The following is a 16,104-nucleotide window of genomic DNA, read 5'->3' as shown; positions in this document are numbered from 1 at the left end:
ATGAAATTCACCCTGTCCTGGCTCAAGGAGCACCTGGAAACCGAGGCCACGCTCGATGAGATCGTCGAGGCGTTGACCGATCTGGGCCTCGAGGTCGAGGAGGTGGCGGATCCCGCCGCCACTCTGGGCGCGTTTCGTATCGCCAAGATCGCCGAAGCGGTGAAGCATCCCGATGCGGACAAGCTGAACCTCTGCCGTGTCGAAACCCTGCCCGATGGTCCGGGCGGCAAGGTCGAGGAAGTGCAGGTCGTCTGCGGTGCGCCGAACGCGCGCACCGGCCTCGTCGGCGTCTTCGCCCCGGTCGGCACGCATGTCCCCGGCACCGGCGTCGACCTGAAGCCGGGCGTGATCCGTGGCCAGGCCTCGAACGGGATGATGTGTTCCGAGCGCGAGCTGGAGCTGTCCGAAGACCATGACGGCATCATCGAGCTGCCGTCCGATGCGCCGCTCGGCATGCGCTATATCGACTATGCGGGCCTCAACGACCCGATGATCTACATCAAGATCACCCCGAACCGCCCCGATGCGCTGGGTGTGCGCGGCGTTGCCCGTGATCTGGCCGCGCGGGGCCTCGGCACGCTGAAGGCCTTGGACGTGACCCCGGTTGCGGGCACCTTCGCCAGCCCCGTCACCGTGACCATCGACCCTGCGCTGAAGGACAAGGGCTGCCCCTATTTCGCCGGTCGCGTCATCCGCGGCGTGAAGAACGGCCCCTCGCCGAAATGGCTGCAGCAGCGGCTGAAGGCCATCGGCCTGCGTCCGATCTCGGCTCTGGTCGACGTCACCAATTTCTTCACCTTCGCCTACAATCGCCCGCTCCATGTCTTCGACGTGGCCAAGGTGCAGGGCGGCGCGCTGCGTATCCATCCGGCAGCGGGCGGCGAGGAGATCCTCGCGCTCGACGGCAAGACCTATGCGCTGAAGCCGGGGATGATGGCGATTTCCGATGCATCGGGCGTCGAATCCATCGCCGGCATCATGGGCGGCGAGCATTCGGGCTGCACCGAGGAGACCGTCGATGTCTTCCTCGAATCGGCCTATTGGGACCCGATCACCATCGCCACCACCGGCCGCGCACTGAAGATCAACTCCGATGCCCGCTACCGCTTCGAGCGTGGCGTGGACCCGGAGTTCACCCTGCCGGGGCTGGAACTCGCGACCCGCATGATCCTCGATCTCTGCGGCGGTGAGGCCTCGGAGGTCGTCAGCGACGGCGCGGTGCCGGATACGACCCGCGACTACCGCTTCGACGCCGCCCGCTGCTCCAGCCTCGTCGGCATGGACATCCCCGAGGCCCAGCAGCGCACGATCCTCGAAAGCCTCGGCTTCAGGCTGAACGGCGACCGCGCGACCCCGCCGAGCTGGCGTCCGGACGTGCTGGGCGACGCCGACCTCGTCGAGGAAGTCGCCCGCGTCGTCTCGCTCACGAAACTCGAGGGCAAGCCGATGGCCCGCCCGCAATCGGGTGTGCCTGTGCCGATCCTCACGCCGCTGCAAAAGCGCGAGCGGCTGATGCGCCGGACGCTGGCCGCGCTCGGCTACCATGAATGCGTGACCTATTCCTTCATCGACGCCGCCTCGGCCGCGCTGTTCGGGGGCGGTGAGGACGCGCTGAAGCTGGAGAATCCGATCTCCAGCGAGATGACACATATGCGCCCGGACCTGCTGCCCGGCCTGCTGCAGGCCGCCGCCCGCAATCAGGCGCGCGGCTTCATGGACATCGCGCTCTTTGAGCTGGGCCCGGTCTTCCATGGCGGCGAGCCCGGTGAGCAGGAGATCCACGCGACCGGCCTTTTGATCGGCGCCAACGGCCCGCGTGACCCGCATCACGCCCGCCGCAATGTCGACCTTTTCGACGCCAAGGCCGATGCCGAGGCCGTGCTAGCCGCCATCGGTGCCCCGGCCAAGACCCAGTCCGACCGCAATGTCGCCAGCTGGTTCCACCCGGGCCGCGCCGGCCGCCTGACGCTGGGCAAGAACGCGCTCGCAACCTTCGGCGAAGTGCATCCGCGCGTGCTGAAGGCCTACGGCATCAAGGGCGCCGCCGTCGCCTTCACCCTCTCCGTCGCCGCGGCACCGATGCCGAAGAAAGCCACCGCCACCCGCCCGGCTTTGGTCCTCAACGACCTGCAGGCCGTCGAGCGTGACTTCGCCTTCGTCCTCGACACCTCGGTCGAGGCGCTGGCCGTCGTCAACGCCGCCCAAGGCGCCGACAAGGCGCTGATCGAGACCGTCCGCGTGTTCGACGAATTCTCGGGCGACAAGGCGGTTTCGCAGATGGGCGAAGGCAAGAAATCGCTGGCCATCACCGTGCGCTTGCAGCCTCAGGGCAAGACCCTGACCGAAGAAGACATCGAGGCCGTCTCGGCCAAGATCGTCGACAAGGTCTCGAAGGCCACCGGCGGCACCTTGCGCGGCTGATCGCACGCGTCAGAACACCGAAACGGGGGCCCGCGCGGCCCCTTTTTCATGGCCCGCGCCCTGACCCACAGGCTGCCTCATCTTTGTTCCCCAAATATCCCGGGGGGGTGAATTCGTCCCCTCCTTCAGGGGACGAAGAGGGGGGCTGGCCCCCCTCCCTTGTCGTATCGCGGAACCGGGCTATAGGTTGGGACCAGAGACCGCTAACCTGTTCACTAACCGGATCCCGGCCCCATGACCCAGACGACCCCCTCCGCCCCGACCAAGGCCAATTCCGGCCCCGTCGGCCCGCTGATGGCCCTGCTGGGCTTCGCCCTTTACGCGACGCATGACGTGTTGATCCGCATCTTGGGTGAGACCTATTCGGTCTTTCAGATCATGTTCTACATGGGTCTGTTCAGCTTCCCCTTCCTTGTGCTGATGCTGATCCGCGATCCTGAGCCCGGAACCCTGCGCGCGGTTCATCCCTGGTGGTCACTGACGCGGACGGCCTGTGTCGTCGTCTCGGCCGGCGGGGCCTTCTATGCCTTCACGGTGCTGCCTTTGGCGCAGGTCTATGCCGTCCTCTTCGCCTCGCCCCTGCTGATCACGCTGCTGTCGATCCCCATGCTAGGCGAGAAGGTCGGCCTGCATCGCGGAGGCGCGGTGATTGTCGGGCTATTGGGCGTGATCGTGGTGCTGCGCCCCGGCGGAACCGAGCTGGGGCTTGGCCATGCGGCGGCGCTGCTGTCGGCGTCGACGGCGGCGCTGAACGGGGTGATCGTGCGCAAGATCGGCCCGGACGAGCGCTCGGCCGTGCTGCTGCTCTATCCGATGCTGGCGAATGTGGTGATCATGGGCGCGCTGCTGCCGGCGGTCTATGTGCCGATGGAACTGCCGCATCTGGCGACCGTTGTGGTGATCGCGGCGCTGGCCTTCGTGGCGATGTCGCTGTCGATCGGCGCCTACAAACGGTCGGAGGCCGCGTTGGTGGCTCCCATGCAGTATTCACAGATCCTCTGGGCGGCATTCTATGGCGCGATCCTGTTTGGCGAATCGCCGGACCGCTGGACGGTGGCCGGGGCCTCGCTGATCGTGGCCTCGGGCCTCTACATCGTGTTCCGCGAATCGCGCCGCAATGTGTCCGAGAACCAGCCGGTTCTGCAGACCCGGTTGCGCAATGAATCGGTGGCCGCGCCGGCGCCGATCGTGATGGAGGAATTGCAGCAGGATTTGGCGCAGGACGCGGAAACCGGTGAGAGCGAAAAGGCGGCATAATCCTTGCGGTAGCCCCTTGCAAAGCCCCGCGTGGCGGGGTAATCCCGCGCCCACGGTCGGAGTGTAGCTCAGCTTGGTAGAGCACTGTCTTCGGGAGGCAGGGGCCGGAGGTTCGAATCCTCTCACTCCGACCAAGATCAAACAGCCCCCCTCGTGGGGGCTTTTTGCTGCGCGGGTGGGACGGCGCTCGCCTGCGGCATCGCCCCGCCCACCCTCCCATCGCCGCGCCTTTCACGCGCCCGTGTCACCAGCGGCCCTTGTCGTTCGCGCGCCTGCGACGCATGTTGACCCGCATGATCGACGTTCTCCGCAGTCTCTTCCGTCCCGATGCCGGCAACCGGCACGAGGTTCCCGCCGACATTGCCGTCGCCGCCCTGCTGGTCGACGCCGCGCGGGCCGATGATGTCTACAAGCCCGAGGAGCGGCTGGCGGTCGTGACGCTGCTGCAGGCGATCTTCGGGCTGGAGCTGCCCGAAGCGGAACGTCTGTGCGAACAGGGCGAAGCCGCGCAGGCGGAGGCGGCGGATATCGTCCGGTTCACCCGCGTGGTGAAGTTCGGCATGGAGGAAGCCGAGCGCGTCCGGCTGTTCGAGGCCCTGTGGGAGATCGTGCTGATCGATCACGAGCGTGATCCCGATGAGGATGCGTTGTTGCGGCGTCTGGCGCCGCTGTTGGCGGTCTCTGATCATGACAGTGCAGCGGCCCGGCAGCGCGTTCTCGCGCGCCAAGGTGGCTGAACGGGGCGATTCCCGGCTTTCCGATGCGTTTTGCGGAAACAGTGCCTTGAGGGCGCTGGCGTTTGTCTTGTGTCGATAAACGGTGGTGCGCCAGGGCTGTCTTGCAACCACAAGGAGGCAATGTGGTGGGATTGGGGCTGATCTGGCCAGAAACTCCCCTCAATTGTCCTTAAACTTTCCCGATCTCGCCCCGATCTCCGGTCAGACCTATCCCAACGAGAAACAATCGTGACCCGTTCGAGGTCACTTGGGACAGTGCAGGTCGGTCATGGTGCAAGCAGGCAATCAGTCGGGACGGAGCCGCGCGGACGGCGCCTTCGATGCCGAGGATTTTCTCGGGCTGGGTGACGCGTCCGGTGCTGCTCCGAGTGCGAAGATCCACAGCCTGCCCCCCATTGTCACTCCCCCGGTCTATGACCGGAACGGTCCCAACCGCATGGCGCGGATCGATCCCGCAAAAGTGGCACCGCCGTCCCGCCCGGCTTCTTTCCCGACGGCCCGTGCGTCTGCACCGCTATCGGCCCCACAGCCGCTACGGGAGCCGGAAGGCCGGGCTGTGGCGGAAGGGCCGACCCCGATCGTCAGCCCGCCGGTCTATGACACGCGGGGTCGGGTCGTCTCACCAGAGCGTCTTGCCGACATCGCGCCGCTCACGCCCCCTGCGCCCGCAGCGATCGTCACGCCTGTGTCCGCCCCGGCCGCCGCTCCCGAGGATCCGGAGCTGGAAGCTCTGCTGTCCGACTTCCGGGAAGATCCGCGCACGGCCCGGAAACCGGCGCCCGTGGCCGAGGCCGCGCCGATCGTCGAGGCGCCGGCCCCTGCACCGCTGCCCCGCGTTGCTCCGCCGACAATGCGTCCCGCTGTGGCCAACACGCCGGTCGTTGCACCGGCTCCGGCTGCGACGCCGCTTGTGACCCCGCCCAGCTATGATCGGCAACGGCGCCCAGTTGCTCCCGCAACCTTCGAGGCCGGCGACGCGACCGAGGTCTTCGACCTGCCCGAACCCGACCGGGCCCCGCAACCGCGTCAGCCGCAACCGCCTGTTCAGGTCATGGCCCCGCAACCCGCGCCGGCCCGGACCCCGGTGCAGTCGCATAGCCCGGACCTGAACGCGGTCGCGGTGCATGAGCCGATGAGCGTGCGCCTTCAGGGCGCCGAGATGCGCACCTCGGTCTGGACGGTGAACGGCTTCACGCTGACCGAGCCCTACCAACCGCGGCCGGGCCAAGGCCGCGTGTTCGACGTGACCCTGCTGATCGGCAAGGGCGTGACGCGTATCGAGATGCGCGTGCAGGTTCGCGCCGAGGCCGAGCCGGGCCAACCGGCGCAGCAGTTCATCTTCGTCGATCTGGACCGCGCGCAGGCCGAGATGTTGCACCGCATCGTCGATCAGGTGGTCGCCGATCACGCGCTCTCCCTGACCCGGCTGATCAATGACACGACCGAGAACCGTCAGGCCCAACACCAGACCGGCGAGCGCATGCGCCGCTTCCGGACCGGGTTCCAGCTGTCGCTGGCGGGCCTTGCCCTTGCCACCGCCGGCGCCGTGGCGCTGAACAGCTTCACCTCGGTACCCGCGCGCTATGCCGCAGTGACCGTGGGCGCCACCAGCATCGCCGTTCCCGTGGCCGGCACGGTTTCGTCCCTGCGGATCGAGCCCGGTCAGCGCGTCGCCTTGGGCGATGTGTTGGGCTATGTCCGCCCCTCGGATTTCGAGCGCCGGGCGCTGAACGTGCTGGACCGCCGCCGCGCGCTGGAGGCCGAACTGGCCGATCTGCAGGCGCGCCGCACCGCCACCGGCGAGCTTGCCAGCCTGTCGGTGGCCGGGGCCGAGGGCGAACGCTCGCGTCAGGCCGAAGCCCTGCAACTGGCCGAGCGCCGGGTCGCCATCGAGCGCCAGCAACTGGCCGCGCTGCGGGCTGGGGGCCTTCCCACCGCCGAGCGCCAGCGCCAACGCGCGCAGCAGGAAGCCCGCGTGCTGGAAGCCGAGAGTGACCTGCTGCGGGTCCGGACGGATTCGGATCGTCTGGGGCAGGTGCTCGCGCTTGCGCCGATGGGCATTCTGGGCGGCGAGATCCGGCCCGGGACGACCACGCTGGCGGCCATGGATCAACGCATCGCCTCGCTTCAGGCCGAGCTGCAGCAGATGGCACAAGGTGGCCTCGATGCCGAGCTGGGCGCGCCGATCCTGTCGCCCTGCGATTGCACCGTGCAGACCGTCAGCGCGCGGGCCGGCGAATGGGCCGAGCCGGATCAACCGCTGGCCCTGCTGACGGGCGGCGAGGCTGCGACGATCCACGCGCTGGTGATGGCCGAAGAGGCGCGTCACCTCGATTTGGGCGACCGCGCGCTGGTCGAGCTGGCCGATGGCACCCGTCTGGAAGGCCGCGTGTCGCAGTTCAACTACAACCCGCATTGGCGCGGATTTGCCGGCCTGCAGGACAATGTCTTTGCCGCCGACCGCTATGCCCGCGTCGAGATCACCACCGAGCAGCCGTTGCGGGCGCCCGCCGGGATGGTGGCCGATGTGTCGATCCAGACCAGCGCGCTGTGGGGCTTCCTGCGTGCGCAGGTGGGCGGGCTGTTGGCCGGCCTGTCCAGCCTGGTAGGCCTGTGATGGCCGCGCGCGAGATCCATCTGGGGACGTCGCCACTGTCCAGCTACGCGCTGTTCGGAACGGCCTGGCTGACGGCACTGGTAGTGCTGTTCACCGTGATCCCGCCGCGCACGCTGATCGCCGGCGACGCGGCCTTCCTCGCGTCGATGGGGATGATCGGCGCCTGGCGCTGGTCGTGGGGCGGCTTCCACATGCTGCGCGCCTGGGCCTTCACCCGCCGCGTCTTTCCCGCCATCCGCCGCGATGCCGAGGCCGCTGCGCCGGCCAAGGGCCGCCATGTCGCCGTGGTCTGCCTCAGCTGGAAGATGGGCGATGCGATGAATGCGGCGGTCTATGGCAACCTGTTCAAGGACATCCTCGATTACTCGGGCCAAGGGACCGTGGTGGCTGCCGTCGCCTCGACCGACGAGATGGCGCTCATCGGCCATGTCCACCGCTCGATCCCGGGAACCGAGGGGATCCGGCTGGCCTTCACGCTGCAGGACGGCACCGGCAAACGCTCGGCCATGGCCGATGCGCTGGCGAAGCTGCGCGAGATGGGCGTGCCGCCCGATTGCCCCGGCATCCTGATGGATGGCGATACGCTGGTTCAGCCCGGTACCCTGCGCCGCACCGCGCCGATCCTGCTGCACCAGCCGCGCGTCGGGGCCCTGACGCTGGACAATACCCCGCTGGTTGCCGGCACGACGCTGGCTCGCGAATGGTACCGCCTGCGCATGGCCCAGCGGCATGTCTACATGTCCTCGATGGCGCTGTCGGGCCGGGTGCTGGTGCTGACCGGTCGCTGGTCGATGTTCCGCACGCAGATCATGATGCACCCCAACTTCGCTGCGAACCTGCTGGAAGACGTGCTGCACCACAAGCGGCTGGGCAAGATCACCATGCTGACCGGCGACGACAAGTCGACCTGGCGCTGGGTGGTCGAGAACGGCTGGGACGTGACCTACGTGCCCGACGAGGTGATCTATTGCCTCGAGTCGCTGCCGGGCAAAGGCTTCGTCGCGGATACTGTCGGCCTGCAGAAGCGCTGGTTCGGCAACATGACCCGCGGCGGCGCCAAGGCGCTGAAACTGGGGCGCAAACGGCTGGGCACCTTCACCTGGCTGGCGCTGATGGACCAGAAGGCGTCGATGTGGACCCCGCTGTTCGGTCTGGTTTTCTTCGGCACCGCCGCGCTGATCCACGATCCGATCTTCCTCGCGATCTATGCGCTGTGGATCTGCCTGACCCGCAGCCTGCATTCGGCCGGCGTCGGCCTGATCTCAGGCCGTTGGCATCCCGTCTTCCCGCTGCTGACCTATTACGGACAAGTCGTCGGCGCCGGCATCAAGATCTTCGTCTCGCACAACCCCAACGTCCAGCGCTGGACCCGCCAGAACACCGGCGGCAAGGGCAAGGGGCCGCAGGCCTTCAACCCCGCCGCCCCGCGGCTCGAGAGCAAGGTCATGCTCGCCGCCTCGCTCGCCGCCTTTGTGTCGGCAGTGCTGCTGATCTCCAACGTCACCGACGACAGCGCGCGCTTCGATCTTTGGACCGAAGACCTCTCCGCCCGCATCATCCACGGCTATTGAACAGGACCTGCCGATGTACGCTCTTTCCCAGTCCCTGCGTTCCTCTGCCTGCATAGCAGCGCTCGTTCTGCTCTCGGCCTGCGTCTCGGGCCCCGGGCCCGAGGCCACGATGATGGCCGCGCGCCCGGCCGGGGCGGCGCTGGCCTCGTTCGACCGCCAATTGGTGCCGGTGACCCTGACGGCCGAGACCGTCGCCCAATATGCCGCCACGCCGAGTGCGGGGCAGGGGGGCTGGCGCTACCTGCTGGGGGCCGGGGACGTCGTGCAGCTTTATGTCGTCGATGCGCCGGAACTGACGCTGCCGGGCGGCGCGCAATCGGGTTACCGGGTTGAGGAAGACGGCGCCCTCCAGCTGCCGTTCCTGGGCCGGGTGCCCGCCGCCGACCGCACGCCCGAGGCGCTGCGGGCCGATATCGCCGCGCGGCTGCGCCAATACATCGCCAATCCGCAGGTCGACGTTCGCGTCACCGGCTTCAACGCGCGCCGTGTCTCGGTCGTGGGCGCGGTGCCCCGGCCCAACCGGCAAGCACTGACCACCACGCCGCTGACCGTCATCGACGCTGTCAACGCGGCCGGCGGCTTCACCGGGGATGCGGCCCGCGACCGGGTGGTGCTGATCCGCGACGGGATTGAGCAGCGCGTGGATCTGGAGGCTTTCCTGACCCGCGGCCAGCCCACGCCGGTGCTGCGCGACGGCGATGTTCTGCGCGTCGTCACCGGTGCCGAGGGCGCCCGCCTGCCGGCGCTGGCCGAGGCGCGTCCCGCACCGCTGCGCCTGATGGGCACGGATGGGCAGCCGCGCCTCTATGACCTGTCCGGCGGCATCGTCAGCCTCGCGGCGGTGCTGGGCACCCAGCCGCCCGCCAGCGGCACGGTCCATGTCCTGCGCGCCCAGACGGGCCGAACGCTGGTCCTGCAACTGCCCGCGGCGCAGGCGCTGTCCGCCGACTTCGGCGCGCGTCTGATGCTGGGGGCGGGGGATGTCATCGTCCTCGACCCGCGTCCGGCCGGTGCCTCGGGCGCCGACCTCACCCCTGTGCATGCCGCGCTGCGCGCGCTCAACCTGTGACCGGAGTATCCGCCATGAAGATCGCCGTTGCCGGACTGGGCTATGTCGGCCTGTCGAACGCCATCCTGCTGGCCCGTCACCACACGGTGACCGCCATCGACATCACGCCCGAGCGGGTCGCCGATGTGAACGCCGGTCGCTCGCCCATCGTGGATGCGGAATGCAGCGAATACCTCGCCTCGGGCATGCTGGACCTTCGCGCCACCCTCGACCCGCGTGAGGCCTATGCCGACGCCGAGCTGGTGATCATCGCCACGCCCACCAATTACGATGCGCAGACCCATGCCTTCGACACCTCGTCGATCGAGACGGTGATCGACACGGTCCGCGCCCTGAACCCGCGCGCCACGATGGTGATCAAATCCACCATTCCGGTCGGCTACACCAAGGCCCTGAAAGAGCGGCTGGGCTGCGACAACATCGTCTTCTCGCCGGAGTTCCTGCGCGAGGGCAAGGCGCTCTATGACAACCTCTACCCCTCGCGGATCGTCGTGGGCGAGGTCAGCGCGCGCGGCGACAAGATCGCGCAGCTGTTCCGCGCCGCCGCCCTGAAGCCCGAGGTCGAGACGCTGCTCACCGACGCGACCGAGGCCGAGGCGATCAAGCTTTTCGCCAATACCTATCTCGCGCTGCGGGTATCCTTCTTCAACGAGATCGACACCCTGGCCATGGCCACGGATCTGGATGCGCGCGAGGTCATCGCAACGCTGTCCGAGGACCCGCGTATCGGCGACCATTACAACAACCCCTCCTTCGGCTATGGCGGCTATTGCCTGCCGAAAGATTCCAAGCAGTTGGTCGCCAACTTCGCGCAGGTGCCGCAAAGCCTGATGAACGCTATCGTGTCGTCGAACGCGTCCCGCAAGACGGTGCTGGCCGATTCCATTCTGGCCCGCGCGCCCAAACGGGTCGGCGTCTATCGGCTGGTGATGAAGGCCGGTTCGGACAATTTCCGCGAAAGCGCGGTGCAGGACATCATCGTCGCCCTGAACGATGCCGGCGTCGAAACCGTCATCTACGAGCCGGCCTGGCCGGGCGAGACGCTGAACGGCCAGCGCGTCCTGCGCCGGTTCGAGGAGTTCGACGACGCCTGCGACCTGATCATCGCCAACCGGATGACCCCGGACCTCGATCCCGTCGCGGGCAAGGTCTTCACCCGCGACCTGTTCGGCCAGAACTGATCCTAAAGCGGCCCCCATTCTCGAACCGTGACTTCAGCCAGAGAGTAATCCCATGCGTATCACCATCATCGGACTGGGCCTTGTGGCCATGAGTGACGCCCTGTCTCTGGGTCGTCTGCACGATGTCACCGTCACCGGCCCGGTTCCCGACCGGATCGAGGCGATCAACCGCGGGGAATTCCCGCTGCAGGATCCGGCCCTCGCCGGCTATCTGGCCGAACATCCGGTCCGCGTGCGCGCCACGGTCAACACCATCGCCGCGCTGGAGCAGGCCGAGCTGGTCCTCGTGGCCTCGCCCCTGCGGCAGGATCCGGTGACCGGGCAGGTCGACACGATCGAGCTGGAGAGCCGGATCGAATTCGCCCATACGATGTGCCCCGGCGTGCCGATCGTCATCCGCTCGGCCGTGCCCATCGGCTTCACCGCGCGCCTGCAACAGCGCCTCGACAGCCAGTGGCTGATCTGCGCGCCTGAATTCCGCCGGGAAGGCGCGGCGCTGCAGGATGCCTTGAACCCGGCACGTCTGGTGATCGGCGATCGCGGTCGCCTTGGCACGCGTGTCGGCCGCGTTCTTGCCAGCGCGGCGCTGAACCCCGCCGTCACCCTGCGCCAGATCGGCCCGTCCGAGGCCGAGGCCGTCCGCCACGCCGAGCAGGCCTATTTCGCCGCCCGCGTCGCCTATTTCAACGAACTCGACAGCTACGCCATGGCGCATGGGCTGGACGCGCGGCAGGTGATCGACGGTGTCTGCCTCGACCCGCGGATCGGCCGTAGCGCGAACAACCCGTGTTTCGGCTTCGGCGGCCAGCTGATGTCCCGCTCGACCCGGCAGCTGGTGGATGCCACGGCCTCGGTGCCGGTGCATATCCTGCCGGGGATCGACGAGGCGAATGCCGTGCGCTCCTCGGCTCTGGCGGCGTCGGTCCTGCAACGGGCCCCGCGTCGGGTGGGGATGTATCGCCCCGGCCACTCGGCGCCGATGACGCAACTGGCGGACCGTCTGCGCGCGGCGGGGACCGAGATCTTGTCCTGGGACGGCGAGCCCGCGACGCTGGATGCGTTCAAGGCCGATTGCGACGTTGTCATCGCCCAACGCGCGGTGCCCGAATTGGCGGATCTGGGCGGCAAGCTGTTCTGCCGCGACCATTTCGCCGCCTGACCCCTGCGGGCCGGGCGGGTCTATCGCCCGGCTTCCTTCACCGATTCCATCGCCACATGGGTCGAGGTCGAGGCCACATGCGGCAGGCCCGAGATCTTCTCGGCGAGGATCTGCCGGTAATCCATGATGTCTTCCGAGCGAACCTTCAGCAGATAGTCGAAGGCGCCGGCGATCATGTGGCATTCCTCGATCTCGGGCAGGGCGCGCACGGCGGTGTTGAAGGCCCTCAGCGCTGCTTCGCGCGTGTCCGACAGCTTGACCTCGACAAAGGCCACATGTCCGCGGCCCAGCCGGTAGTGATCCACGCGGGCTTGATAACCCGTTATGAAACCGGCCTTTTCCAGCCGCCTCAGCCGCGCCTGCGTGGGGGATTTCGACAGGCTGATGCGGCTGGCTAGCTCGGTCACGCTGATGCGGCCGTCCTGCTGAAGGATGCGCAGGATCGCCAGGTCGAAGCTGTCCAGATCGTCGCGGGTCATTGTCCTGTCCGGGGCTGAAAAATCGGCGATTTCGCCTGCGCCTTTACGGTAATCGGGAAAAAGGCGGGCCTCAATCGGGGTAATGCTGGTTCAGACCCCCTTCTTTGGTGCCAGACCATGACCGAACCGCTCATCAACCCGATTCCCGCTGACGAAGAGACCCTCGTGGCCGCTTTGGCCGAGGCCGCCGCGCTCTCGCCCGAGGCCCGCGCGCGCATCCATGCCCGTGCCGTGCAGCTGGTCAAGGACATCCGCTCGGGCGCGAAACCGGGGCTGATGGAAGTGTTCCTCGTCGAATACGGCCTCTCGACGGATGAGGGCATCGCGCTGATGTGCTTGGCCGAGGCGCTGCTGCGGGTGCCCGATGCCTCGACCATGGACGCGCTCATTGAGGACAAGATCGCGCCGTCGGATTGGGGCAAGCATCTGGGCCATTCCGCCTCGTCGCTGGTCAACGCCTCCACTTGGGCGCTGATGCTGACCGGCCGCGTGCTGGACGAGGAACAGCCGGGCATCGCCGGCCATCTGCGCGCCGCGGTGAAGCGGCTGGGCGAGCCGGTGATCCGCACCGCGGTGGGCCGCGCGATGAAGGAGATGGGCCGCCAATTCGTGCTGGGTGAGACGATCCAGTCCGCCATGGCCCGTGGCGCTGCGATGGAGGCGCGCGGCTACGCCTATTCCTACGACATGCTGGGCGAGGCCGCCCGCACCGAGGCCGATGCCCGCCGCTACCAAGAGGCCTATGCCAAGGCCATCGAATCCATCGGCACGGGCTGCAAGGGGCAGGACATCAAGGCCAATCCGGGCATCTCGGTGAAGCTCTCGGCGCTGCATCCGCGCTATGAGGAAAGCCAGCGCGACAGCGTGATGCGTGAGCTCGTGGGGCGCGTCACGCAGCTTGCCCGCATGGCCGCCAAGCGCGGCATGGGCTTCAACATCGACGCCGAGGAGCAGGACCGTCTTGTCCTCTCGCGCGACGTGATCGCCGCCGTCCTGACCGATCCGGCGCTGGAGGGCTGGGACGGGTTCGGCGTCGTCGTGCAGGCCTACGGGCCGCGCGCCGGGGCGATGATCGACTGGCTCTATGCCGAGGCCGCGCGGCTGGATCGCAAGATCATGGTCCGGCTGGTCAAGGGCGCCTATTGGGACGCCGAGGTGAAGCGCGCGCAGGTCATGGGTCTGCCGGGCTTCCCGGTCTTCACCGCCAAGACCGCGACCGACATTTCCTACATGGCGAACGCCCGCAAACTGCTGGGCCTGACCGACCGCATCTACCCGCAATTCGCGACGCATAACGCGCAGACCGTGGCGACGGTGCTGGAGATGGCCACCGGCCTGCCGCGCGATGCCTTCGAGTTCCAGCGCCTGCATGGCATGGGTGAGCGGCTGCATGACCTCGTGCTGACCGCCGAGAAAACCCGCTGCCGCATCTACGCCCCGGTCGGCGCGCATCGTGACCTGCTGGCCTATCTGGTGCGGCGGCTGTTGGAGAACGGCGCGAACTCGTCCTTCGTAAACCAGATCGTCGACGAGAAAGTCGCGCCCGAGCAGGTCGTGGCCGATCCGATCTCGGCGCACCGCCCCTTCGCCCTCACCACCGGCCCCGCGCTGTTTGCGCCCGAGCGCGCCAATTCGCAGGGTTGGGACTTGACCTCGGCCCCCGATCTTGCGCGGATCGAGGCCGCCCGTCTGCCCCATGCCATCGCGCATGTCACCGCCGGTCCGCTGATGGCCGCGCCGGTGCAGGGCGGGGCCGTGGTCGATGCACTGAACCCGGCGCGTCCCGGTGAGCAGGTCGGCAAACTCACGCAGGCGAGCCGCGCCGATGTCGACGCGGCCCTCGCCGCCGCCCGCGTCTGGGATGCCGCGCCCGAGGAACGCGCCGCCGTCCTGAACCGCGTCGCCGACCTCTATGAGCGCGATTTCGGCCGTTTCTTCGCCCTTCTGGCGCGTGAGGCCGGCAAGACGCTGCCCGATTGCGTCGGCGAACTGCGCGAGGCCGTGGACTTCCTGCGCTATTACGCCGCCCGCATCACGCCCGAAATGACCCCGCGCGGGCGCATCACCTGCATCTCGCCCTGGAACTTCCCGTTGGCGATCTTTACCGGCCAGATCGCCGGCGCGCTGGCCGCAGGCAACGCGGTGCTGGCGAAACCCGCCGAGCAGACGCCGCTCATCGCCCATGCCGCCGTTGAGCTGATGCTGGAAGCGGGCGTGCCGGCGACGGCGATCCAGCTGCTGCCGGGCGAGGGCGCGGAGGTGGGCGCGGCCCTGACCTCGGACCCGCGCGTTGATGGCGTGGTCTTCACCGGCTCGACCGAGACCGCGCAGGCGATCCGCCGGGCGATGGCCGCGAACCTTGATCCCTCGGCCCCGTTGATCGCGGAAACCGGCGGCCTCAACGCCATGGTCGTCGATTCGACCGCGCTGCCGGAGCAGGCGGTGCGCGACGTGGTGGCCTCGGCCTTCCAATCGGCGGGCCAGCGCTGCTCGGCCCTGCGTTGCCTCTATGTGCAAGAGGATGTCGCGCCGCACATGCTGGAGATGCTCGGCGGCGCGATGGAGGCGCTGGCGCTGGGCGATCCGTGGTCGCTGTCGACGGATGTGGGCCCGGTCATCGACCTCGAAGCCGCGCGCGAAATCCGCGCCTATATCGCCGAGGCCCGCAAGCAGGGCCGGGTGCTGCACGAACTCCGCGCGCCGAATGCCGGCCATTTCGTCGCCCCGGTGGTGATCGAGGTGAAGGGCATCGCCGATATCCCGCGCGAGATCTTCGGCCCGGTGCTGCATGTCGCCCGCTTCAAGGCGAAGGATCTGAACAAGGTGCTGGACGCGGTGAACGCCCGTGGCTTCGGGCTGACCTTCGGCCTGCATACCCGGATCGACAACCGCGTGCAGGAGGTGGTCGAGGCGATGCGTGTCGGCAACCTCTACGTCAACCGCAACCAGATCGGCGCTGTGGTTGGCAGCCAGCCCTTCGGCGGCGAGGGCCTCTCGGGCACCGGCCCCAAGGCGGGCGGCCCGGATTATGTCGCGCGGCTTGCCGCCCCGGCGCCGGCGGCGCAAGCCGGCGGCGAGGCCGAGGGCACGGCGGATCTGACGGCGCTGCAACGCGAGCTCGACGCACCGATCCCGTCCGAGGCTGTCGCCACCCATGACATGCCCGGACCGACCGGCGAGTCGAACCGTCTCAGCCTGCATCGGCGCCCCGCCGTGCTGTGCCTTGGGCCGGGCCGCGCCGCCGAAACCGCGCAGGCGGCGGCCATCCGTGCGGCGGGCGGCGTCGCCGTCATGGCCGGCGGCACGGTGCCGGCCGAGTGGCTGGAGCGCGCGCAGGGCTTCTCGGGCGTGATCTGGTGGGGTGATGCGGGCCAAGCACGGGCCTATGCGCAGGCCTTGGCACGGCGCGCGGGGGCGATCCTTCCGCTGATCACCAGCCAGCCGGATCGGGCCCATGCCTTAACCGAACGCCACCTGTGTATCGACACCACAGCCTCGGGTGGGAACGCGCAACTGCTTGTTGAAGCATCGGGTGCTTGACGGAACGCGCGGCTTCGCGCATCCCCTTGGGGATGTTGCCAATCCGTGACCAAAACCCGTCGGGGCGCACCCC

The 16,104-nt window shown here is 68.2% G+C and carries 10 protein-coding genes and 1 tRNA gene; 10 read left to right on the top strand and 1 reads right to left on the bottom strand.

Translation table 11 applies throughout. The features are described from left to right. The 9 genes from pheT (at position 1) to BCY78_RS12865 (ending at position 12,012) form a co-directional block, all read left to right on the top strand. The gene (gene pheT, locus BCY78_RS12905; RefSeq protein WP_068302435.1) at positions 1 to 2,421 is read left to right on the top strand and encodes a phenylalanine--tRNA ligase subunit beta; all 2,421 of its coding nucleotides are present in this window, start codon (positions 1 to 3) and stop codon (positions 2,419 to 2,421) included. Positions 2,422 to 2,655: 234 nt separating this feature from the next. After that, positions 2,656 to 3,678, top strand: a complete 1,023-nt coding sequence (locus BCY78_RS12900) for a DMT family transporter (protein ID WP_068302433.1) — start codon at positions 2,656 to 2,658, stop codon at positions 3,676 to 3,678. Between the two features lie 57 nt (positions 3,679 to 3,735). After that, positions 3,736 to 3,812, top strand: a tRNA-Pro gene (locus BCY78_RS12895). Positions 3,813 to 3,971: 159 nt separating this feature from the next. After that, positions 3,972 to 4,415, top strand: a complete 444-nt coding sequence (locus BCY78_RS12890) for a TerB family tellurite resistance protein (RefSeq protein WP_068302496.1) — start codon at positions 3,972 to 3,974, stop codon at positions 4,413 to 4,415. Positions 4,416 to 4,971: 556 nt separating this feature from the next. Continuing rightward, positions 4,972 to 7,032, top strand: coding sequence for an HlyD family efflux transporter periplasmic adaptor subunit (locus tag BCY78_RS12885; RefSeq protein ID WP_068302430.1), 2,061 nt, complete (start codon positions 4,972 to 4,974; stop codon positions 7,030 to 7,032). Further along, positions 7,032 to 8,603 (top strand): glycosyltransferase, encoded by a 1,572-nt coding sequence (locus BCY78_RS12880; RefSeq protein WP_068302428.1) that lies wholly within the window; start codon positions 7,032 to 7,034, stop codon positions 8,601 to 8,603. Before BCY78_RS12885 ends, BCY78_RS12880 begins: the two co-directional genes overlap by 1 nt. 13 nt (positions 8,604 to 8,616) lie before the next feature. Beyond that, positions 8,617 to 9,672: a polysaccharide biosynthesis/export family protein gene (locus tag BCY78_RS12875; protein WP_083195011.1), complete on the top strand. Its 1,056-nt coding sequence runs from the start codon at positions 8,617 to 8,619 to the stop codon at positions 9,670 to 9,672. 14 nt (positions 9,673 to 9,686) lie between these two features. Next, a complete protein-coding gene (locus BCY78_RS12870) occupies positions 9,687 to 10,853 on the top strand; it encodes a nucleotide sugar dehydrogenase (RefSeq protein WP_068302425.1) in 1,167 nt (388 codons plus the stop codon). 52 nt (positions 10,854 to 10,905) lie between these two features. Beyond that, on the top strand, positions 10,906 to 12,012 hold the full coding sequence (locus BCY78_RS12865) for a hypothetical protein (protein ID WP_068302422.1): 1,107 nt from the start codon (positions 10,906 to 10,908) through the stop codon (positions 12,010 to 12,012). A gap of 20 nt (positions 12,013 to 12,032) precedes the next feature. Here the strand turns inward: BCY78_RS12865 and BCY78_RS12860 are convergent, their stop codons facing one another. Next, positions 12,033 to 12,491: an Lrp/AsnC family transcriptional regulator gene (locus tag BCY78_RS12860; protein WP_068302420.1), complete on the bottom strand. Its 459-nt coding sequence runs from the start codon at positions 12,489 to 12,491 to the stop codon at positions 12,033 to 12,035. Positions 12,492 to 12,608: 117 nt separating this feature from the next. Between BCY78_RS12860 and putA the strand changes: the two genes are divergently transcribed. Further along, positions 12,609 to 16,031 carry a bifunctional proline dehydrogenase/L-glutamate gamma-semialdehyde dehydrogenase PutA gene (gene putA / locus BCY78_RS12855; RefSeq protein ID WP_068302418.1) on the top strand — a complete coding sequence of 1,141 codons (3,423 nt, stop codon included), beginning with the start codon at positions 12,609 to 12,611 and terminating at the stop codon, positions 16,029 to 16,031. Positions 16,032 to 16,104: the final 73 nt, after the last annotated feature.

This window comes from Pararhodobacter sp. CCB-MM2 (assembly GCF_001691415.1).
GTDB lineage: Bacteria > Pseudomonadota > Alphaproteobacteria > Rhodobacterales > Rhodobacteraceae > Pararhodobacter.
This window is presented reverse-complemented; position numbering and strand designations above follow the sequence as displayed.